The sequence below is a fragment of the Enterobacter sp. Acro-832 genome (genome assembly GCF_011752745.1).
Taxonomy (GTDB): Bacteria; Pseudomonadota; Gammaproteobacteria; order Enterobacterales; family Enterobacteriaceae; genus Enterobacter; species Enterobacter quasiroggenkampii.
In genome coordinates this window covers 243,059-263,733 of record NZ_VWWX01000005.1, presented here as the reverse complement: position 1 = coordinate 263,733, position 20,675 = coordinate 243,059, and the positions used below count along the sequence as shown (strand labels likewise).

The following is a 20,675-nucleotide window of genomic DNA, read 5'->3' as shown; positions in this document are numbered from 1 at the left end:
CCCTCTCCCCAAAGGGGCGAGGGAGAAAACCGGGCGGTCCCCTCTCCCCTGTGGGGAGAGGGTTAGGGTGAGGGGTAAGGTTTTCGTTATGCAGCCTTACGGAACCTGCGGGTCAGTCGCTTCTCGATTTCGACGACGAAGAACATCACGCCTGCAACGGCCAGGGTCACAAACCAGTAGCGCAGCGGCAGGGCTTCGGTGCCGAACAGCATCTGCATAAACGGCAGGTAGATAATCGCCGCCTGGAGCAGGAACAGCACGCCCGTCACCAGCCAGATCCCTTTGTTCGCCAGCAGGCCGCGGTTTAGGGAGAACCCTTCGGTGTTGCGGCAGTTAATCATGTATACCCACTGGGCGCAGACCAGCATCTGCAGCAGCACGGTGCGGATGAACTCCGCGCTGTGGCCGCGCGGGGCCAGCCAGGCTTCCAGCGCAAAGGCGGCGATGGCAATCATGGTGCCGACGAAGGCCACGCGCCAGACGGCGTAGGCGTCCATCACGTGCTGCCCGGTCTGACGCGGCGGACGGCGCATGATGTTGCGCTCGGCGGCCTCAAAGGCCAGGCCGAAGGAGAGCGTGGCGGAGGTGGCCATGTTCATCCACAGAATCAGCACCGGCGTCAGCGGAATGATGTTCCCCGCCAGCAGCGCAATCACAATCAGCAGCCCCTGCGCCAGGTTGGTCGGCATGATGAACAGGATGGTCTTCTTCAGGTTGTCGTAAACGCGACGCCCCTCTTTCACCGCGCTGGCGATGGTGGCGAAGTTATCGTCCGTCAGGACCATGTCCGCCGCCTCTTTGGTCACTTCCGTGCCCTTAATGCCCATCGCAATACCCACGTCCGCCTGACGCAGCGCCGGGGCATCGTTCACGCCGTCGCCGGTCATGCCGACGATTTCGCCTTTGTCCTGCAGCGCTTTCACCAGGCGCAGCTTATGCTCCGGGCTGGTACGGGCGAAGATGTCATACTTCACCGCGGCTTCCGCCAGCTCGGCGTCGTCCATCTTCTCCAGCTCGTAGCCGGTAACCGCCTGCTCGCTGTTGCTGATCCCCAGCATCTGCCCGATGCTCATTGCCGTCTGCGGGTGATCGCCGGTGATCATCTTCACGCGGATCCCCGCCTGCTGGCAGGCGTTAATCGCGTCAATGGCTTCCGGGCGCGGCGGATCCATCATCCCGGCGATGCCGAGGAAGATCAGGCCGTGGCTGAGGTCATCGTGCGTCAGTTCCTGCTCGCCGTTCGCTGGTTTGAACGCCGCGGCGACCATGCGCAGCCCCTGACGCGCATAGCGCTCCATCTCACTTTCCCAGTACGTGCGGTTGAAGGCTTCTGCACCGTGACGGGTCTGCTGCTGCGCACAGAGGGCGAAAATGACGTCCGGCGCGCCGGTGATCAGGATCTGCTCCTCACCGCCAATCTGGTAGTGGGTGCTCATGTACTTGTACTGCGAGTCGAACGGGATCTTGTTAACCAGCGCGGTCATCACCGGCTCAAGGCTGGCTTTCGCCGCCAGCACCTTCAGCGCGCCCTCGGTTGGGCCGCCGGTGATACCCCACAGCCCGCGATCGTCCTGAATCAGCTGGCTGTCGTTACACAGGTCGATGGTGCGCAGGTACTGCTCCAGCACGGTGCCCGGCTGGATCTGCACCGGCTCGTCGCTGCCTTCCAGGTAGATGTTACCCACCGGCTCGTAGCTGTTGCCGTCCACGCGGTAGCAGGCGTCGGCGGTGATGATGGCTTTGACCGTCATCTCGTTCATGGTCAGGGTACCGGTTTTATCCGAACAGACCACGGTCATCGCGCCGAGCGTTTCAACCGTCGGCAGCTTGCGGATAATCGCCCGCTTGCGCGCCATCGCCTGCACGCCCAGGGAGAGGATGATGGAGATAATGGCCGGCAGACCTTCCGGTACGGAAGCCACCGCCAGGCTAATCAGGGAGAGCAGGAGCTCACCCATCGGGATCTCGCGGAACGCCAGGCTGAAGACAAACAGCGCGGCCATCATCGCCAGAATAATCGCGAAGATCGCTTTACCCAGCTTGTCCATCTGCACCAGCAGCGGCGTACGGTGCTTCTCGATACCCGCCATCATCTGGTTGATGTGGCCGAGTTCCGTATCCTGACCGGTCGCGGTGACCACACCGATGCCGCCGCCCGCGCTGACGGTCGTCCCGGAGAAGACCATATTGGTGCGATCGCCCAGCGGTAATTCGCCGCTCAGCGGATTAACGTGTTTATCCACCACGGTGGATTCACCGGTCAGAATCGCCTCTTCCACGCGTAAATTATGCGCTTCAATTAAACGTATATCCGCCGGAATACGATCCCCCGCGCGTAATACAATAATATCGCCCGGGACTATTTCAGTTGTGGGGATTGTTTCATGGTTGCCGTTACGAATAACGCGCGCCTCGCTGGCGAGCATATTACGAATACTCTTCAGGGATTTTTCCGCGTTGCTTTCCTGAATATGACCAATTAAGGCATTGATTACCGCCACGCCCAAAATAACCAGCGTATCAACCCAGTGGCCCATTACTGCCGTTAATACGGCGGCGGCCAGCAGGACATAAATCAGCACATCATTAAAATGGGCCAGGAAACGCAGCCAGGCGGGTTTGCCTTTTTTCTCCGGCAGCGCGTTCGGCCCTGTTTTTTGCAGACGCGCCTGCGCCTCTGCACGGTCCAGACCGCTGGCCTGGCTCTGCGCGTGTGCAAGCACCTGCTCTACGGTCTGCTGGTATGCCAGCCCGCCGGAAGGCGGCACGTTCGGAATCACTTTTTTTTCAGTCATCGTATTTTTCCTTCAATTTCCGGTGAACAGAAGCCTGAATTCCTTTCGGGCTTAAATAAATTCATTTTAAAGTCTTGCGGGTAAAATTGATCTACCGCAATATAATGACTTCTCGGTTATTCAAAACTGATTAAAACTATTTCGATGACCTGATTTTTACAAAATATTTCTAAACCAAAACTAAACAAGGGGGAACCATGTGGGGTATTTATCGCGGGCGCAGACTGGTGTTATACGTTATCGCGGCCATTGTTATTGCCACGTTAATTGGTTATAGCACCTATACATTTGTAAAATTATTTTCCTGATGCGGACGTTTATTTACACAACGCGATATTAATATAAACGCCGGGTCGTATGTTGTTATTTGTGCGCAGTAATAATGTCTTTGTTTTATTCAAAAAGGTCAGCGGGGCTGATATTGCTTTACGTTACAGAATGCCGGACAATGACATTTTTAACTGACGATTAACATTACGATGAAACACCCGCTAGAATCGCTGCTCACCGCAGGCGGCATTTTATTACTGGCCCTGCTTTCGTGCCTGCTGCTCCCGGCGCCTTCGCTTGGGCTGGTGCTGGCGCAGAAACTGGTTCAGACCTTTCACATGGTCGATCTTAACCAGCTCTATACCATTCTGTTCTGCGTGTGGTTTTTACTGCTCGGGGCGATTGAATTCTTCGTGCTGCGTTTCGTCTGGCGACGCTGGTTTTCACTCGCGTCCTGAGCCCATAAAAAAGCCGGGTGGCGGCTACGCCTTACCCGGCCTACACGCGACAGGTTAATGTGTCTGGCTATGGTTCTCTTTACGGTACGCACCCGGCGGCTGGTTGAACGTACGGGTGAAGATACGGGTAAACGTCTGCTGCGAGTCAAACCCGTAACGCAGGCAGATGTCGTACACCCGGGCGTCGGATTCTCGCAGATCGCGCGCCGCCAGCAGCAGCTTACGTTCACGAATATAACGCCCCAGACTCTCCCCTTTGTACTGCATAAACAGCCGCTGCAGGTGCCATTTCGAGTAACCCGCGTGGCGGGCAATCTCTTCTATTCGTAATGGCTGGTGCAGATTGTCGTCGATCCATTCGACGATAGTGTCGATGACTTGAGCGGAAATGGTCATACTGCTGTCCCCCTCTGCTTCTCGCTTAAACATTATTCCCACCACGCACGAAAGGTTTGTGCGCTGTCGCTTACCCGGACGGGCTCGCCCAGTTCCGGCGTCAGCAACCGATAATTTTTATCCTTGCTGGCTTTTGCCAGCTGGATCAGCGGATCGTTCCAGGCGTGTTTCGCCAGCACGAAGCGTCCGTTATGCCCGGGCACCACGGCTTTCGCGTTCAGATCCGCCGAGGCCTGCGCCGTTTCCTCCGGCAGCATGTGGATGTACTTCCAGTCCTGGTCGTACTGGCCGTTTTCCATGATGGCGACGTCCACTTCGCCAAACTGTTCACCGATGGCCCTGAAGTGCGGGCCGTAACCGGAATCCCCGCTGTAGTAAACCTTCTGCTCTGGCGTGACGAACATGAAGCTGCCCCACAGGGTGCGATCGCGTTTGATGCCGCGACCGGAGAAGTGACGCGCTGGCAGAACGTGCACCGTCAATTCATCGCTGATGCGTACCGACTGGTTCCAGTCGCGCTCGTCAATAATCTCGGGCTTCATCCCCCAGTAGCGCAGGTGGGATCCCACGCCCAGCGGCGTCACCACCCGCTTCACCTTCGGCAGTAGCGCCTTGATAGTGGCGTAATCCAGATGATCGTAGTGATCGTGCGAGATAATCAGCAGGTCGATCTCCGGCATGCGTTCAGCACACCACGGATACTCCCCGGCAAAGGCCTTATTGAGGAACGAGAACGGCGCGGCATAGTTGCCAAGAACCGGGTCAATCAGGATGCGTTTGCCCGCGAGCTGCAGATACCACGAAGAGTGACCGAGCCACACCAGGGTGTCCTGCTCCAGCGGCAGGCTCGCAAGATCGGTTTTCACCAGCGGCAGCGGCTGGGTCGGGCGGGCGTTTTCGGTTTTTTTAGTCAGAAACTCCCACATCGCGACCAGCATATTTTTGTCACCGTTATATCCCGGTGTCGGCAGCGTATTGTGGAATTTCCCCTCGCGATACTGTGGGGAGGCCTCCACTTCGGTGAGGCGTTCACCCTGCGGCGGCTGGCCGAATCCGGCATTCAGAACAAACGGTAAACTCGCGGCTGAAGCAATAATCATGATTAACACCACGCAGATGAAGAGAGGTTTTTTCATATCCTGACCCGAAAACGCGCCCCATCCGATAGCGTGCGCAGGGTAAACTTGATTATGAGTGAGTAAGCACTCATTATAGATATGATGATAAAGTCGTCAAGACGTTTTCGATCTTTGACATTCCGCGTTGCAGCGTGTCAAAGCACGTGTTTCAATCAGGGTTTTTATAATTGACAGGAGGAAAAATTTAGTGGCACGTCCGAAGAGTGAAGATAAAAAACAGGCCTTACTGGAAGCCGCAACGGCGGCGTTTGCACAGTCAGGCATTGCCGCCTCAACGGCGCTCATTGCCCGTAAGGCGGGCGTCGCCGAAGGCACCCTGTTCCGCTACTTTGCTACGAAAGACGATCTGCTGAATGCCCTCTATCTGCATCTGAAGCAGGATCTCTGCCAGACCATGCTGGCAAACCTCGATCGCACCATCACGCTGCCTAAAGAACATACCCGCAATATCTGGAACAGCTATGTGGACTGGGGTATTCGTAACCCCGTTGCGCATGCGGCGATCCGCCAGATTGGCGTCAGTGAAAAGCTGAGCGTCGAAACGGAACAGGCGGTGAAAGAGATGTTTCCGGAGCTGCATGAACTCTGCCGCCGTTCGGTGCGTCAGGTGTTTATGTCTGATGAATTTAAAACATTTGGCGATGCGCTTTTCTTATCGCTGGCCGAAAGTACGATGGAATTTGCCACCCGCGATCCGTCCCGCGCCGTTGAGTTTAAAGCGCTCGGCTTTGAGGTGATGTGGCGCGGGCTTGCCCAGGAAGAGAGCGATGGACAGTAAAACGTTGCAGGAGCATGCAAAACGCGTGGCGCTTGAACTGCCGTTCACCGAACACTGCTGGCCGTTTGGGCCGGAGTTTGACGTGTTTAAAGTGGGTGGAAAAATTTTCATGATTGTGGCCGTCGCACACGGGCGGCCGCACGTCAGCCTGAAGTCAGACCCGGAGAAATCGCTGTTAAATCAGCAGATTTATCGCGGCGTTGAACCGGGCTATCACCTCAACAAAAAGCACTGGATCTCTCTTTACGGTACGGACGACGTGACGCCGGAACTGGTTACCGATCTCATCAATGATTCGTGGCATCTGGTGGTGGATAAACTGCCGAAAAAAGACCAGAAGTGGATCCGGCCGGTCTGATTGTTCGTCTTAGACGAACAGATTAAACGCTCGAATTGCCCTTATCTTTTTCCCCGTCCCGCTGTAATCTGCTCATCTTTCGCGCCCGCACGCGGGCGAATTTCATCATCAGGAGTTGTTATGGATATCATTTCTGTTGCGCTGAAACGCCACTCCACCAAGGCGTTCGACGCAAGCAAAAAACTGACCGCTGAAGAAGCGGAAAAAATCAAAACCCTGCTGCAGTACAGCCCGTCCAGCACCAACTCCCAACCGTGGCACTTCATTGTGGCCAGCACCGAGGAAGGAAAAGCGCGCGTGGCGAAATCCGCGGCAGGCACCTATGTGTTCAATGAACGCAAAATGCTGGATGCCTCTCACGTGGTGGTGTTCTGCGCGAAAACCGCGATGGACGATGCCTGGCTGGAGCGCGTTGTCGATCAGGAAGAAGCCGACGGTCGCTTCAACACCCCGGAAGCCAAAGCCGCGAACCATAAGGGCCGCACCTATTTCGCCGACATGCACCGCGTGGATCTGAAAGATGACGACCAATGGATGGCGAAGCAGGTTTACCTGAACGTCGGCAACTTCCTGCTGGGCGTGGGCGCAATGGGCCTGGACGCGGTACCGATCGAAGGTTTCGACGCCGCGATCCTCGACGAAGAGTTTGGCCTGAAAGAGAAGGGCTTCACCAGCCTGGTGGTGGTGCCGGTTGGGCATCACAGCGTGGAAGATTTCAACGCCACGCTGCCGAAATCTCGCCTGCCGCTGAGCACGATTGTGACCGAGTGCTAATCCCTCCTGGCACGCTGGGTTCCGGCGTGCCTGTTTCAATAAAGCGTAATCTGCGGGTGTTTAATCCCACACACCAGCGCATAACGCGTTAACGTATCAAGGCTTGCCCGGGTAATATTCGCTTCCATTCTGGATACCGTGGGTGCGCTGACGCCCATCCGCTCAGCCACCTGCGCGCGCGTCAGGCCAGCATGGTCTCGCCATTGCGCCAGCATCTCTCGCAGGCGTTCCTTGCGCTCTTCTGCATCAAAAGAAGCCTGCACTTCTGAATTGCTTAACAGTTCCGCTCTGAGCTCATCCCAGTCAATAATCTTTTTGCTCATCCAACATCTCCTGTTGTCGTTTCAATGCCAGACGGAGTTCAGCAGAGGGTGTTTTTTGCGTTTTCTTGATAAATACCCGCAGCAGAAAAATTGTCTTTTCCCGCTGATAAACGTAGATCCCACGAGTGTGGATCAGCCCGACGGTTCTGATTTCAAACAAACCATAGGGTAAGGGTTTGCTGTCAGGTTCTCTCAGTACTGTCGGATTGGTGCGTAATTTATCAAGCTGTCGAATCAGCTTCGCCTGCACCCCAGCAGGCAGTGAGAGAATCTCTTCCCTTACCGCCTCATGAACGATAAGTCTGAACACGATATTTCATCCCTGAGAATATTAGCATATAAGGCAATTTGCATTAAAGGCTAATTTAGCTTTTCGTGTCCCACCTTACCCGTTTTTAACAGACAGAACCGGAACCGCTTTGATTACATGAAAGCCCCTCGCAAAAAACTTACTTTCCCTGCGCCGCCAGCCACTCCATCGCCCGCTCTCCCGCTTCATCCACCGGCAGATACACCAGCAGCCGCGATCCGTTTCGCGGCGCGGAATACCAGTACATCTGCTGCAGCGTAAAATCCCCCAGCTCGGGATGGGTAAACAGCTTGAGCTGATTCTCCACGCCGCGCACGTCGTTGCGCTGGTGCCACAGAGTTTTGAACTCTTCGGACACCGCGAAGAAGCGCGCCAGTTTGGCCTCCCATAGTGGGTCACCCCGGTGTTCGGCCATCGCCGCCCGGAAATAGGAGACAAAGATGGGAAGCACGTCGTCGCGTCTGCCGAGGCGCGCGCGCCACGCCGGATGCGTGAGGAACAGATAAATACAGTTGCGATCTTCGGGAGGGATGTCATTGAAATCGACGCCCATCAAGTGCCCGAAGCTGTCGTTCCACGCCACGATATCAAAGTTCGGTTTTTGAATGCTCGCGGGTTTCGGCATCAGCGTATCCAGCAGGCGTCGGGTGCCTTCGCTGATGCCTTCACAGCAGACCGCCTGCGGTGCTTCACCCGGCGGCAAACCCGCTAACACAAACAGGTGCCGGGCCTCGGTCGGGGTGCATTGCAGCGCTTTTGCCACGGCCGCCATCACCGCGCTGGACGGATTGACGTCCCTGCCCTGCTCAAGCCAGGTGTACCAGGTCACGCCCACGTCAGCAAGCATCGCCACCTCTTCCCGGCGCAGACCCGGCGTGCGGCGACGACCGCTGCGCGGCAAGCCGAGACGCTGCGGATCGAGGCTTTCACGCCGGGCACGTAAAAATGCCCCGAGCTGTTTTCGGGTGTCATCCTGAAGTGAGACGACGGGTTCAGACATCAGCGCCATAAATCCCCCTGCATAGTAGTGCCAGTACCAGTATAAGCAAGAACTGGTACCCGTTTATCTGATGGTAGATGCTACGACCATCTGTTGAATGACGCAATGGAGTTACCATGAATACGTCAGTTGTTTCACCGGGTCGCGCTGGCCTGATATTGCTGTTAACCGGCCAGATGCTGCCGATGATTGATACCTCAATCACCAACGTGGCGCTGGACGCCATTACCCATTCACTGCACGCTACCGCTACCGAACTGGAGCTCATCGTCGCGCTCTACGGCGTGGCCTTTGCCGTCTGCCTCGCGCTCGGCAGCAAGCTGGGGGATAATTTCGGCCGTCGCCGTCTGTTCATGTGGGGTGTGGCGAGCTTTGGCCTGGCCTCGCTGCTGTGCGGAATGGCAGGGAACATTGAACAGCTGCTCGCCGCGCGCATCGTTCAGGGCGCGGGTGCCGCACTGATCATGCCGCAAATTCTTGCCACGCTGCACGTGACGCTCAAAGGTACGGCGCATGCAAAAGCCATCAGCCTGTTCGGCGGCATCGGCGGGATTGCGTTTATCGTCGGGCAGATGGGCGGCGGCTGGCTGGTATCGGCGGATATCGCCGGACTGGGCTGGCGTAACGCCTTCTTTATCAACGTGCCGATTTGTCTGGTGGTGCTGGCGCTAAGCCGCCGCTTCGTACCGGAAACCCGTCGCGAGACGCCGTCACGCATCGACTGGCCGGGTACCGTGTTGCTGGCCATCATGCTTTGCTGCCTGCTGTTCCCGATGGCGCTCGGCCCGCAGTGGCACTGGTCCTGGCCGCTGAAGACGATGCTGCTCGCCCTTGTCCCGCTGGCCTGGCTGATGGCGCTGAATGCGCGCAAAAAAGAGCGTGAGAATGCCCACCCGTTGATCCCGCCGCGCCTGCTTGCGCTTCGCAGCGTGCGCTTTGGCATTCTCATTGCGATGCTCTTTTTCAGCGTCTGGTCCGGGTTTATGTTCTGTATGGCCCTGACCATGCAAACCGGTCTGGGTATGGCGCCGTGGCAGTCCGGGAACAGTTTTATCGCCCTGGGCGTGACCTACTTTGTTTCGGCGTGGTTCGCACCTCGGCTGATTGCCCGCTACAGCACCAGCACCATCCTGCTGACGGGTCTGGCGATCCAGATTACCGGCCTGCTGACGCTGATCGCCACGTTCCGCGTTTGGGGCATGGAGAATACCACCCTGACGCTGGCACCGGCGACCGGACTGGTGGGCTACGGGCAGGCGCTGATCGTGAACAGTTTCTATCGCATCGGGATGCGCGACATTCAGCCTGACGACGCGGGAGCCGCGAGCGCTATTTTAAGCACCCTGCAGCAGGCCGCGCTGGGTCTTGGCCCGGCTATTTTTGGCGCCATTTTGCTGCATGCGCTTCAAAACCATCACGGGGATTACACCCAGGCGGTTAACGTCTTCCTCATGGTGGAAACAGCCATGATGGTGGTGCTGGCTCTGGCGACGCTGCGCATCCGCCATCGCCTGTGCCTGCCGGTGGTAAAGGTCTGCCAGGCCGCCAAATAAGTTCGTGAATTTGCATAATAGATCCGCAGCCGCCATTATGGGGCTGCAAAAATACAGGAGACGTTATGCAGGAATTGATTTCTCAGGTTGAAGAGTTAGGCATTGAAATTAATCACACCACCTCTTTAGTGATTATCTTTGGTATTATTTTTCTTACCGCCATCATCGTTCATTTTATTCTACACAAAGGGGTACTTCGCGCATTCGAAAAGCGCGCGCAGGCCAGCAGCCATTTATGGCTGCAGATCATCACTCAGAATAAATTATTTCACCGTCTGGCCTTTACCCTGCAGGGGATAATCGTCAACGTCCAGGCGGTACTGTGGCTGCAAAAGGGCAGCGAAGCAGCGGAAATACTCACCACCTGCGCGAAGCTGTGGGTGATGGTGTATGCCCTGCTCTCCTTCTTCTCGCTGCTGGACGTGATTTTCAATCTGTCGCAGAAAATGGCTACCGCGTCACAGCTGCCGCTGAAAGGGATCTTCCAGGGCATCAAGCTGGTGAGCGCCATCCTGGTGGGGATACTGATTATCTCCCTGCTGATTGGACAGTCCCCGGCGATTCTGATCAGCGGTCTGGGTGCCATGGCCGCCGTCCTGATGCTGGTGTTTAAAGACCCGATACTCGGGCTTGTAGCGGGTATTCAGCTTTCTGCCAACGACATGCTCAAGCTCGGCGACTGGCTGGAGATGCCAAAATACGGTGCCAACGGTACGGTGACGGACATCGGCCTGACCACCGTGAAAGTGCGCAATTTCGATAATACGATTACGACCATTCCGACGTGGGCGCTGGTCTCCGACGCCTTTATCAACTGGAGCGGCATGTCGGCCTCCGGCGGGCGACGCATTAAGCGCAGCCTGAACATTGATACCACCAGCATTCATTTCCTCGACGAGCAGGAACAGCAGAAGCTCATTCAGGCGAAACTGCTGAAGCCTTATCTGGCCGCACGTCATGAGGAAATTAATCTGTGGAATCAGCAGAACGGTGAAGGGGAATCGGTATTAAACCTGCGCAAGATGACCAATATCGGCACCTTCCGCGCCTACCTGAACGAATATCTGCGCAACCACCCGCGCATTCGCAAAGATATGACGCTGATGGTGCGCCAGCTAGCGCCTGATGCGAATGGCTTGCCGATTGAAATATATGCCTTCACCAATACCGTGGTCTGGGCAGAATATGAGGAGATTCAGGCCGACATCTTCGACCATATTTTCGCGGTGGTGGATGAATTTGGTCTGCGTATTCACCAGTCGCCGACGGGGAATGATATTCGCTCGTTGACCCCTCAGCATCGGTGAGGTGGGTTGCCGGGTGGCGGCTTCGCCTTACCCGGCCTACTTTGATTTTGTAGGCCCGGTAAGCGAAGCGCCACCGGGCATGAAGGCAAGTGTGGTCTGGTGCCCTCTCCCACAGGGAGAGGGAGAAAACCGCGCTACTTTTTGCGCGAGAGCTTAAAAGCAATAAACAGGAACACCACCCACACCGGCAGCAGCATCGCCGAGAGGCGCATCTCATCCATGGTGCACATCAGCACCAGAATCAGCCCCAGGAAAGCGATACAGAGGTAGTTACCCGCCGGGTAAAGCAGCGCTTTGAACTGCGTTTCGCGCCCCTTGCGGCGCATCGCGGCGCGGAATCGCAGGTGCGCCAGGCAGATCATGATCCAGTTCAGCAACAGCGTAGCGACAACCAGCGCCATCAGCAGGCCAAAGGCCTCTTTCGGCAGCAGGTAGTTGATCAGCACCACCAGCGACGTGATGGCACCTGACAGTAACAAGGAGTTCACCGGCACGCCGCGACGGCTGACGCGGGTTAAGAAGCGCGGTGCGTTGCCCTGAACGGAGAGGCCAAACAGCATACGGCTGTTGGAGTAAACGCCGCTGTTATAGACCGACAGCGACGCCACCAGAATGACGAAGTTCAGCGCAGAGGCGACCACGTTGCTGTTCAGATCGTGGAAAATCATCACGAACGGGCTGCTGTCGGATTTCACTTCCACCCACGGATAGAGCGCCAGCAAGACCACCAGCGAGCCGATGTAGAACAGCAGGATACGGTACACCACCTGGTTAACCGCTTTTGGAATGCTTTTATGCGGGTCGCGCGCTTCGGCGGCGGTAATGCCAATCAGCTCGAGACCGCCGAAGGAGAACATGATCACCGCCAGGGAGAGGATCAGCCCTTTCCAGCCGGTGGCGAGGAAGCCGCCGTGCTGCCACAGGTTGTCGATCGTGGCGCGCTCGCCGCCGTGGCCTGAGAACAGCAGCCACAGGCCAAAGCCGATCATGCCGATAATCGCCAGCACCTTGATCAGCGCAAACCAGAACTCGGTTTCGCCATACAGGCGGACGTTGACGAGGTTAACGGCGTTAATAATGATGAAGAAGGCCGCCGCCCAGATCCACGTCGGGACATCCGGCAGCCAGTACTGCATATAGATGCCTGCGGCGGTCAGCTCCGCCATCCCCACCAGCACGAACATCACCCAGTAGTTCCAGCCGGACAGGAAGCCGGCAAACGGGCCCCAGTATTTATATGCAAAGTGCGCAAAGGAGCCTGACACCGGCTCTTCGACAACCATCTCGCCGAGCTGGCGCATGATCAGGAAGGCGATAATCCCGGCGATACCGTAACCCAGCAGCACCGCCGGGCCCGCCATCTGAATAGCGGGGCCGATGCCGAGAAAGAGCCCGGTACCGATTGCGCCGCCAAGGGCAATTAACTGAATATGTCGATTTTGCAAACCACGTTGCAGCGTCGGATTCTGATCCGACGAGGCTTCGGCGCTACCATGGCCTGAAGCGGATGACGCGTCTTTCACGTCCTACCCCTGTCTCTTTTTTAGAAGGGGCACGTTTTAACACTTCATGCTGGAGGTAGCAAGGGATTGGGGCATCCCTGCCCCGGATAACGAGATGGAACGCTTAGAATTCGTAGCCAACCGCGATCTTAAAGGTACGCGGTTCGCCCTGCGTGATGTAGGTACCGGAATCATCCACGCTGGCCCAGTCGTTTTCATTGGTCACGTTGTCGATGCCCGCGCGCACCGTCATCTGGTTTGCATTGTGGTTCACCGCGAAGCGATAGCGCATCCCCAGATCCAGCGTGGTGTAGCTGTCCAGCTTTTTGGTGTTTGCCAGGTCAGCGTACTGCGCACCGGAGTGGTTGACGCGGGCGGTCGCCGTCAGGCCATCAATCGGCTTGATGTCATACTCTGCACCCAATACAGCGTAAAAGTTCGGAATACCGATCGCATCGTTACCCTGATTGACACCATTTTTGGTTTTGGTCAGCTCGGCCTGCAGCCAGGTGGCGCTGGCGTTGAGGCGCATCCCGAGCATGGGTTCGCCGAAAATGTTCAGTTCCACGCCGCGGTTACGCTGTTCAGCATCCAGGCCATAGTGGCCGCTGTCATCGAGGATCGCCGACGGCATCTTGATTTCAAACAGCGCAAGCGATCCGCCTACGCGGCCAAAGTCCGCCTTTACGCCCACTTCGTTCTGCTTAGAGTGAACGATACCGGTGCTCTGGCCGTAGTTGGTGGCGGTATTAGGCGCGGTTTTGCCCGGCTGCAGCGCTTCGGTATGGTTAGCATAGAGGGAGATTCCCTCCCACGGCTTGTAGACCACGCCGTAGGTTGGCATCCAGCGGCTGCCGTCGAAGCCGTCTGCCGCGTTTTCCGCACCGGTAATTTTGTTATACCCGCGAATGACCACTTTCTGGTGGCGTGCGCCAGCGGTGAACAGCAGTTTGTCGTCCAGCACGCCCAGGGTATCGCTCAACAGCCAGCCCTGGGTACGGGTGCGTCCGCTGGTCAGCGGATCGCTGTACTTCCCGCCTGAACCGTTGAAGTTGCTGCTGTCCGGCATATCCACGCCGGTGTTGTGGTAGATGTTGGTCGTCGGGTTATCCTTCGTCGCCGACATTTTCCACGCGATTTTTTCGTTTTTGGTCATCGCCGAATAGCCAACGTTGACCTTGTGCGAGATAAAACCGGTATTGAAATTACCGCGAATGCCCGCCATGCCGCTGACGGAATCGCTGATGCGGTTGGTATCAAGGCGGCTGACCGTTGCCTTACCGCTTTTATCCACCAGCTTCGGCGCGCTGTAGATCCCTTCCTCGTGCGCGTGCTGCGCGCCAAGTCCGGTATAGGCGGTCCAGCCGTCGGTGATGTCGTACTCGCTGCGCCACATCCCGAACTCATTTTCGATGTTGCTGTAGGCCCACTTCTGCGAGAAGTTGCGATCGTTTTTCGGCGGCTCGGGCACGAAATCTACCGCCGAAATGTTGACGCTGGTTGGACTGCCGTGGAAGGTTTTCTTCTGATAGCCCAGATCCAGCGAGGTGCGGAAGCGGTCACCGCTGTAATCCAGGCCGGTAGAGAGCAGCGTGGTTCGGCGGCGATCGTTCGGTATACCGGTTTCCCCTTCGCGGTGCACCAGGTTCACCCGCGCGCCAAACTGGTCGTTGTCGCCGTAGCGACGGCCCGCATCCAGCGTGGTGCCAATTTGAGAATCTGAGGTGTAGTCGACGCCCACTTTCGCCTGCGGGAGTTCGCCCGCATGTTTTGGCTCAAGGTTGATCATCCCGCCCACGCCGGAGCTCGCCGCGCCGTTCATCAGGGCGTTTGCCCCTTTGAAGATCTCAATGCGCTCAACCATCTGCGTATCCACCACCTGCCGCGGCAGCACGCCGGACAGACCGCCAAAGGTCATGTCGTCACCGTCGAACTTCAGACCACGGATACGGTAGGTTTCCGCGCTGTTGCCGAAACCCTGGACGAACTGCACGCCCGCATCGTTGGCGACTACGTCAGCAATGGTTTTCGCCTGCTGATCTTCCACCAGCTTTGAGGTGTAGCTGATGATGTTGAACGGTACGTCCATGGCGTTCTGCTGGCCCAGCATCCCCATCCGTCCGCCGTTTGCCACCTGTCCGTCGAGGAAGGCCGGTACCAGCCGATCGCCACCGGGTTTGAACTCGCTGGCAGGCTTAGCCTGCACGACGAGGGTATCTTCTTTTTGATCGTCCGCCGCGAAGGCGGAATGTGTTACCGCGCCAACGGCGAGCGCCAGCAGCGTTTTGTGTATGTTGGTGTTGTTCATCGTTAACTCATTTGAAAGTGCGCGCAAAAATGACCCGTTGTCGGGCCTTAGAATGTATTGATAGCAATGCAAATGAGAACTATACGCATTATCTTTGATGATTCAAGTATTAGCATGCGTAAACTTCAAGCGAGAAAACGGATCAAGAAGAAGGAGGCATTCTCTTTCAGCTTTTCGAACAGTAAAACGCAGGGGAATTTCCGAAGCTAAACAGATAGCCGGAGGCGTTCACCTGAACAATGCCAAGGCTGATACCGCGGTCGCGATAATAGAAAAAATCGGGAATATAATGGCGAAAGGGTTCGTCTTTTTTGGGCAAGGCATTCGTTTCGTCGGAAACCAATATGACCCTACCCTCTTCATACCAATATTTGAAGTTAATCTTGTTGCTGATGGTAACGGTGGGCTGTCCTGGCGGACTATATTCACCGGTTGAGTCGTAGACGCCTGAACCATGTTGAAATGAAAAAGACATGAGAGAATCGACCGTCGAATCGCCCTCGACTATCGTTAAATGGCTCTCGCAGGTAAAATTGTTTCGCTGATAATGAAGCCAGGCGGCATAAAGTATAGGCGCAGCAATAGCCAGGATAACGATCCCCCAGCGCACAGTCTGGCTATCTATTTTCATGATATTGCTCCAGATACATAATCGAATCACAGCGCGCACCGGCGGCGTCGGGTAGCCTGTCGCACACGAGCACTGAAATACCATTCTGAAAATGATTTAGCGTCATCAGAGCCGTCCCCCCAGGAGGACAGTGAATGGGATAACGTTTTTCCAGGGCAGCAAAAATACGCTCACTTTTCGTTTTATCATGCCAGGACGAATAGACTTCACAGCCGTTAACGTTGCCAATGGAAAGATAGTCTTCAAGTCCGGTGCCCTGAGCGTTAATTTCATGGATAAGAGCCAGGCAAGAAGCAATAAATAATAATCCGGCCAGGCCCCACACCATTTTACCATGGAAAAAATGAAGCCCGTGATTAACCGAAGGTGGAGATGTACGCTGTGCCTCGGGCAACGTCGAGACAGTCTCTAATACTGCGGGCGTAATAAAATCGTCGAGTGACCCCGTCTGAATATGCGCAACCGACTTAAACCCCTCTTTTGGAATAGTCTGCACGATATTTTCTGTCAGCCCCGCCGTCTTTAGCGCTTTACGGATAGACGCGATAGTCTGATAAAGGGCATTAGTCGTGACGACCGCACCTTGCTTTTCCCAGACAGCAGCAAAGAGATAACGCTGCGACAGCACCTCACCGTTGTGTTCAAGCAGCTGTTGCAGACACTCACTAACGGGACCATGCAAAACAACAGCGCGTTCGGGGTAACTACCCCGTTGACAAAGCTGACGCTTGTCCGGCTCGAAAAGCACCACGTGATTGATCAGGAAAACGGGCTTCATGGCGCGCCTGCGACCAGAAGACAAAAGTAAAATGCATTCATCATTGTTATGTTTTCGCGTCCGTTGACTTTGTCTGATTAAGATTTTAATCAATATTTATCAAGTACTTATAAACAAATCTCGCTTTCACATCCTTTTTTCCCCCTGCTGCGACCTCCGCTTAATCAGTATAAATCATTTAACTTCACTCCTCTTTTTTATTGAAAAATCCTAACCTGACCTTCACCAGATGCCCCTTCATGAGGCTTCAGGTCGTGCGGAACATTCAGAGTGAAAAACTGAAATTTTCTTGAAATTCACGGTTTAATGTTGAGTCACCGTTCAATCACAGAAATTTAGAACAATAACAAAGATAAATAAGTAATACTGGAGTTTTATCCTTTATGTATGACTTAAATCGACTAATAAACCATGAGCGAGTGATGTTGAACCGGTTTCTTATAGCGCACAGGGATGTGTATTGGAAAGTATTGATAGCAGCCATATAATCCACCCTACAAACGGTATGGATTATCTCAGCACTTATATGTAGTGATGCGTGTTCGTCTTCATTTATATGGGTTTTAGTTATGGGTTATCGTCTATACGGATTTATGATCGGTGATGACATTCATTTCGATATTGCCAATCGAAGGCTGTACCGACTCACTGGTAGCCTTACTGATAACAGCATCGCTTTCGCGTCAATCTATTTCAATGAAACGATGCTGCGACTTTTTCTTTATTTGATGATAAATGGCCGAAAAGAGCCTATTTCAAAAGAAGAACTGTTTGAAGAAATCTGGGAGGCACACAACCTGAGTCCTTCCACACAGCGATTATGGCAGGTTCTGCACAATCTCAAGAATAAATTGAAGCTTTTAGGCCTAAACGACGACTTTATTCACAATATTAAAGGGCGCGGTTACATCATTAATAATCCGGATGTAATCCCCGTTTATTACAGAATGAGTGAACTCCCGACTCATTCCGTTAAAAAAGAGGAGAAGACAGATACCCTGAGTGAGTGATGTCAATTCAGGTGTTTGCCCTGAGCACTGGCGTGCGAGGGGCTTTTTTTTCTCTTATTTTCAAAACAATTTTTACGTTAATGATTTTAAAGCACTGTAAGTTAGCTTTCGCTGACGCTGGAATTCAATATGAGCATAATTAACCGCTTTACCGATTTAAAAGTGAGTAAGAAGTTATTCTTTGGCTTTTTTACCGTCCTGCTCGTGACGATTATTATTCTGGGTTCCGGGCTGTTTGGCCTGAGTAGTATTCAGGATAAAGTTGAAAAGAACGGACATACAACCGACCTGTTTAACGCGCTGTCACAGGTCCGCCTGGGGCGAACCAATTTTCAATATACGCTTGATCAAAAGTATCTCGACCAGACCAATGCGGGTACCCAGCGCATGCAGAGTATTGTGTCTGAAATGAAAACGCTCAGCTGGTCGCCGGAAGGGAAAAAAGCGCTCGACGATACGGCGAATGCGGTAACGAGTTACGTAGCCACGCTGGTCCCGTTTACCCAATCGCTTTCTGAAAAGAAACTCAGCGAACAAAAACTGGACACCCAGGGGCTGTGCGATAACTCGGAACGGGCGTCACAACTAAGCCAGAGCGGTACCCTTGATCTTCAGCATTCGCTTATCGCCGCTCAGATCGCGTTTATTATGAGCGACATTGATTCGCAGGTCACCCTGTATAAGCAGCACCCTACGGATGCGCTAAGCAAGGGGATCCTGACGCGTCTGGAGACAGCGAGGTCTTACACAGGGCAGTTGCTCACCGTTGCGTCTGAAGACCAAAAAAACTGGCTGCAGTCTGGCCTCGACACGATGAATAACGTAGCCGAAGCGCTACCGAATTATAAGCTCGTCTGGACGCTGCAGACCACCCTGTCCGATACCCTTACCGGAAAGGCGATGACGCTGACGCAGGCCATCCAGACGCTGTTTAATTTACAGCAGAAAAAAGTTGCCGATACGGTTGATAGCGTACAGATACAAATGGCCGTCGTTGCTGCCATTGGGATCGCGCTCGGTATCCTTATGGCAATGGGTATTACTCTTTCTATCACCCGGCCGCTGAATGAGACCCTGCGCGTAGCAGAACAGATCGCCAGCGGCGACCTGACCAGTACGCTGACCAGTACGCGCCGCGATGAGCCCGGACTGTTGATGCAGGCTGTCGCCACCATGAACGTCAATCTTAAGAATATCATTAATGATGTCCGCGATGGCGTGGAGAGCGTTTCTCGTTCCTCAACTGAAATTGCGGCTGGCAATATGGATCTGTCGGCGCGAACCGAGCAGCAGTCTGCAGCCGTTGTCGAAACCGCTGCCAGCATGGAAGAGTTGACCTCTACCGTTGCGTTGAACGCGGAGAACGCCTCTCACGCCAGACAGTTAGCCGACGAAGCCGCGCAAAACGCCACCGAAGGCAGCCAGATTTCACTGCAGGTGATCGATACCATGAAAAACGTGCGCAGCAGCTCGCACCGTATTTCAGAGATTACCACCGTGATTAACAGCATTGCCTTCCAGACCAACATTCTGGCACTGAACGCCGCCGTTGAAGCTGCCCGCGCGGGCGATCAGGGCAAAGGTTTCGCCGTGGTCGCCGCGGAAGTCCGTACGCTTGCCCAACGTAGCGCGCAGTCGGCGAAGGAGATTGAAAACCTGATTAACGAGTCCGTGTTGCACGTTGACACCGGATTTAGTCTGGTTGAAAGCGCCGGCGATGCGATGACGAAAATCGAAACATCTGTCGCGCAGGTACGCGACATCATGAATGAAATTGCTGCCGCTACCGAAGAACAGAGCCGCGGTATTTCCCAGATTGCACAGGCGATGGCTGAAATGGATACCACTACCCAGCAGAACGCCGCCCTGGTGGAAGAATCTTCGGCTGCGGCCAGCTCGCTGGAGGATCAGGCCGTACAGCTGGAAAAAGTGGTATCGATTTTCCGCGTATCAAAGGAAAGTGCCGCCCGCACTGAAAAACGCCGACCAAACAACGCGAGCAGCACCACCGTTGTTGCGATAAAACGTCCCACGAGCCACGACCAGGATGACTGGGTCAAATTCTGATGACCGCCGTACGGTAGCCTCCGGGGCTACCGTACGTTAAAGAACACACGAGAATGACAACGATAAAACGCCACCCGACATTGCTCTCAGGCATCCGATCCCTGCTGACGCCGTATTTTTATCACGTAACGGCAAGAACGCTAATTGACGCCATTGCTCAGCACCAAATCGTGCCGGTTTATCAGCCCTTCTACGACAGCCAGACGGGGCTGATGGCAGGTATTGAAGTGCTCGCCAGATGGAAGCACCCGCTTTACGGTAACGTCGCGCCGGACACCTTCATTCCCCTTGCGGAGAAGCACAACCTCATTGCTATGCTGACGCATCATCTGATTCAGCAGGTTATTACCGATCTCCAGCACCGGATCCATCTTTTTCCTGAGGGACTTTACATCAGTCTCAACCTGAGTCCCTCGAACTGTCTCGATCCTCGTTTTGAATCGGATACCGTGGCGCTTTTACAAAAGCTTGCTACCCGCCACGTGCAGCTGATAATTGAGATTACCGAAAAGCACCCGCTGCATGTCACGCCGCAATTAAGCGAGTGGTTTGCAGCATTACGGCGCTCCCCTATTTCTATTGCGCTGGACGATTTTGGAACGGGGTATTCAAATCTTGCCTACATCCACGCCCTGGATCCTGAGTACATCAAAATTGACAGACTGTTTGTCAGCCAGATCGGAGAGCATGGCGATCTTCGGCTCATGGAGAGTCTGATTGAACTTGCAAAAAAGATGCATCTGCGGATCATCGCAGAAGGTGTCGAAACCCAACATCAGGCGGACTATTTACGGCTTAATGAGTGTGATTTCTTACAGGGCTACTATTTCTGTCGTCCAGTTCAGGCCGATGAACTCGTCAGGATAGTTAACCTGGGGGAGCGAACAACCACCCCGAACACGGGGTGGCTGCAATGAC

Annotated in this window: 19 protein-coding genes; 9 read left to right on the top strand and 10 right to left on the bottom strand. The window is 54.8% G+C overall.

Annotated features, from left to right (window positions below; all coding sequences use genetic code 11):
• Positions 1-86: 86 nt before the first annotated feature.
• A complete protein-coding gene (locus F3J31_RS18450; protein WP_167214599.1) occupies positions 87-2,795 on the bottom strand; it encodes a cation-transporting P-type ATPase in 2,709 nt (902 codons plus the stop codon).
• Between the two features lie 479 nt (positions 2,796-3,274).
• Between F3J31_RS18450 and F3J31_RS18445 the strand changes: the two genes are divergently transcribed.
• Entirely contained in the window at positions 3,275-3,523 is a 249-nt protein-coding gene (locus F3J31_RS18445) for a DUF1158 domain-containing protein (protein WP_013097677.1), read from the top strand.
• A gap of 54 nt (positions 3,524-3,577) precedes the next feature.
• Here the strand turns inward: F3J31_RS18445 and F3J31_RS18440 are convergent, their stop codons facing one another.
• Complete coding sequence (locus F3J31_RS18440) at positions 3,578-3,919, bottom strand: RamA family antibiotic efflux transcriptional regulator (protein WP_010428317.1); 342 nt, start codon at positions 3,917-3,919, stop codon at positions 3,578-3,580.
• Positions 3,920-3,951: 32 nt separating this feature from the next.
• Positions 3,952-5,055 carry an MBL fold metallo-hydrolase gene (locus F3J31_RS18435; protein WP_167214596.1) on the bottom strand — a complete coding sequence of 368 codons (1,104 nt, stop codon included), beginning with the start codon at positions 5,053-5,055 and terminating at the stop codon, positions 3,952-3,954.
• Between the two features lie 190 nt (positions 5,056-5,245).
• Here F3J31_RS18435 and F3J31_RS18430 point away from each other — a divergent pair, with 190 nt between their 5' ends.
• From F3J31_RS18430 to nfsB, 3 genes are all read left to right on the top strand, one after another.
• Positions 5,246-5,836, top strand: coding sequence for a TetR/AcrR family transcriptional regulator (locus F3J31_RS18430; RefSeq protein ID WP_045909668.1), 591 nt, complete (start codon positions 5,246-5,248; stop codon positions 5,834-5,836).
• A complete protein-coding gene (locus tag F3J31_RS18425; RefSeq protein WP_023293103.1) occupies positions 5,826-6,194 on the top strand; it encodes an MmcQ/YjbR family DNA-binding protein in 369 nt (122 codons plus the stop codon). Before F3J31_RS18430 ends, F3J31_RS18425 begins: the two co-directional genes overlap by 11 nt.
• Before the next feature lie 120 nt (positions 6,195-6,314).
• Positions 6,315-6,968: an oxygen-insensitive NAD(P)H nitroreductase gene (gene nfsB / locus F3J31_RS18420; protein WP_024906901.1), complete on the top strand. Its 654-nt coding sequence runs from the start codon at positions 6,315-6,317 to the stop codon at positions 6,966-6,968.
• 35 nt (positions 6,969-7,003) lie between these two features.
• On the opposite strand, the gene F3J31_RS18415 is transcribed toward nfsB, so the two are convergent.
• The 3 genes from F3J31_RS18415 to F3J31_RS18405 all read right to left on the bottom strand — a co-directional run bounded on the left by F3J31_RS18415 (position 7,004) and on the right by F3J31_RS18405 (position 8,610).
• Complete coding sequence (locus F3J31_RS18415) at positions 7,004-7,291, bottom strand: helix-turn-helix transcriptional regulator (RefSeq protein WP_045909670.1); 288 nt, start codon at positions 7,289-7,291, stop codon at positions 7,004-7,006.
• The gene (locus F3J31_RS18410) at positions 7,272-7,601 is read right to left on the bottom strand and encodes a type II toxin-antitoxin system RelE/ParE family toxin (RefSeq protein ID WP_048026897.1); all 330 of its coding nucleotides are present in this window, start codon (positions 7,599-7,601) and stop codon (positions 7,272-7,274) included. Before F3J31_RS18410 ends, F3J31_RS18415 begins: the two co-directional genes overlap by 20 nt.
• 139 nt (positions 7,602-7,740) lie before the next feature.
• Positions 7,741-8,610 carry a helix-turn-helix transcriptional regulator gene (locus tag F3J31_RS18405; RefSeq protein WP_045909671.1) on the bottom strand — a complete coding sequence of 290 codons (870 nt, stop codon included), beginning with the start codon at positions 8,608-8,610 and terminating at the stop codon, positions 7,741-7,743.
• 107 nt (positions 8,611-8,717) lie between these two features.
• Between F3J31_RS18405 and F3J31_RS18400 the strand changes: the two genes are divergently transcribed.
• The gene (locus F3J31_RS18400) at positions 8,718-10,154 is read left to right on the top strand and encodes an MFS transporter (protein WP_167214594.1); all 1,437 of its coding nucleotides are present in this window, start codon (positions 8,718-8,720) and stop codon (positions 10,152-10,154) included.
• A 65-nt stretch (positions 10,155-10,219) separates the two neighbouring features.
• Positions 10,220-11,461 (top strand): mechanosensitive ion channel family protein, encoded by a 1,242-nt coding sequence (locus F3J31_RS18395; protein WP_167214591.1) that lies wholly within the window; start codon positions 10,220-10,222, stop codon positions 11,459-11,461.
• A gap of 134 nt (positions 11,462-11,595) precedes the next feature.
• Here the strand turns inward: F3J31_RS18395 and pheP are convergent, their stop codons facing one another.
• The 4 genes from pheP to F3J31_RS18375 form a co-directional block, all read right to left on the bottom strand.
• Positions 11,596-12,984 carry a phenylalanine transporter gene (pheP, locus tag F3J31_RS18390; RefSeq protein WP_045909674.1) on the bottom strand — a complete coding sequence of 463 codons (1,389 nt, stop codon included), beginning with the start codon at positions 12,982-12,984 and terminating at the stop codon, positions 11,596-11,598.
• Between the two features lie 103 nt (positions 12,985-13,087).
• Positions 13,088-15,271, bottom strand: coding sequence for a TonB-dependent siderophore receptor (locus F3J31_RS18385; protein WP_167214588.1), 2,184 nt, complete (start codon positions 15,269-15,271; stop codon positions 13,088-13,090).
• 166 nt (positions 15,272-15,437) lie between these two features.
• Positions 15,438-15,902, bottom strand: a complete 465-nt coding sequence (locus F3J31_RS18380) for a hypothetical protein (protein WP_045416603.1) — start codon at positions 15,900-15,902, stop codon at positions 15,438-15,440.
• Positions 15,889-16,680, bottom strand: a complete 792-nt coding sequence (locus F3J31_RS18375) for a winged helix-turn-helix domain-containing protein (protein WP_167214585.1) — start codon at positions 16,678-16,680, stop codon at positions 15,889-15,891. Before F3J31_RS18375 ends, F3J31_RS18380 begins: the two co-directional genes overlap by 14 nt.
• A gap of 569 nt (positions 16,681-17,249) precedes the next feature.
• Here F3J31_RS18375 and F3J31_RS18370 point away from each other — a divergent pair.
• The 3 genes from F3J31_RS18370 to F3J31_RS18360 all read left to right on the top strand — a co-directional run bounded on the left by F3J31_RS18370 (position 17,250) and on the right by F3J31_RS18360 (position 20,674).
• Positions 17,250-17,690: a winged helix-turn-helix domain-containing protein gene (locus F3J31_RS18370; RefSeq protein WP_045416609.1), complete on the top strand. Its 441-nt coding sequence runs from the start codon at positions 17,250-17,252 to the stop codon at positions 17,688-17,690.
• 129 nt (positions 17,691-17,819) lie between these two features.
• Positions 17,820-19,757 (top strand): methyl-accepting chemotaxis protein, encoded by a 1,938-nt coding sequence (locus F3J31_RS18365; RefSeq protein WP_167214582.1) that lies wholly within the window; start codon positions 17,820-17,822, stop codon positions 19,755-19,757.
• A 53-nt stretch (positions 19,758-19,810) separates the two neighbouring features.
• Entirely contained in the window at positions 19,811-20,674 is an 864-nt protein-coding gene (locus F3J31_RS18360; protein ID WP_048026889.1) for an EAL domain-containing protein, read from the top strand.
• Position 20,675 lies beyond the last annotated feature (1 nt).